Origin of the sequence: Vibrio qingdaonensis, assembly GCF_026191675.1 — a bacterium.
GTDB lineage: Bacteria > Pseudomonadota > Gammaproteobacteria > Enterobacterales > Vibrionaceae > Vibrio > Vibrio qingdaonensis.
Genome location: NZ_JAKRRY010000138.1, coordinates 1 through 812, shown reverse-complemented (window position 1 = coordinate 812; position 812 = coordinate 1). Strand labels below are relative to the sequence as shown.

The window sequence follows — 812 nt, the reverse complement described above, 5'->3', positions numbered from 1 at the left end:
CCGCGTCAACATGCCAAAGGACAGCCTAAGCCAGTACCTCAACCCAAAGCACGTCGCCCAGTTAGAAAGATCCCTTCCCCACCAAAAGGGCGCCCTGCTGGTTACTCGACTTGCGCCACTCAATATTAATGCCTGCTCGTTACGAGCGTTTTTCTCGGTTTACTTGATTGGATGATTGCACACCGAATGTTCGCATCCCCCTCAACCAAGGACTCCCCCTCCGACGACGCGCTCATATTTGTCATAAAAGAACCTAAACGTGCTCACACACTCGATAACGTTGACCACTTAGTACAGGACCGAACAAGGCGTTGCTCGTCGAAAAACACAACCCGTTTGAATGCCGCGAACGGCTAGAATATCGAAACAAAATCCAGACACACTAATGACCTTCTCTTATGAGTGTTTGATGACGTAACACAATAAGCAGGCTTCAGTCGTCATACAGAGAAGAGAGTAAAGCCTTTGCCGACTCGCGATGCTCGGAGGTGGTTTCTATCGTCCTTTCCGTTTTCTTGGCGTAGGCGTAATCTTCTCGCATCTGCTTAATGGTGGTAGTGTTATCACACACACTGATACTCACCCCCTTCCCTCGGTTGCCTTCCTCTAGTATTAACGAGTCGGTATACCCAAACTCATTCACCAAAATCTCATGAACCTTGACGGCCTTTACGGTGGAGTAAAAGTCGGTTGAATTCACCAAAATCACGTACATGGATATGTCAGCGGATACCGTAGAACGAGCTGTCATGTGACCCCCTAAGCGCCAAAACGCACATCGAAACAAAATCCTGAGCACTTAAACGTTCCCT

The 812-nt window shown here is 48.4% G+C and carries 1 protein-coding gene; it reads right to left on the bottom strand.

The window, feature by feature from the left end; translation table 11 throughout:
- Positions 1-433 precede the first annotated feature (433 nt).
- Positions 434-751: a hypothetical protein gene (locus tag MD535_RS25705; protein WP_237300774.1), complete on the bottom strand. Its 318-nt coding sequence runs from the start codon at positions 749-751 to the stop codon at positions 434-436.
- Positions 752-812: the final 61 nt, after the last annotated feature.

Excerpts from the sequence above, each read along its gene's own strand:
- MD535_RS25705 (WP_237300774.1), bottom strand. The coding sequence starts at position 751 with ATGACAGCTCGTTCTACGGTATCCGCTGACATATCCATGTACGTGATT.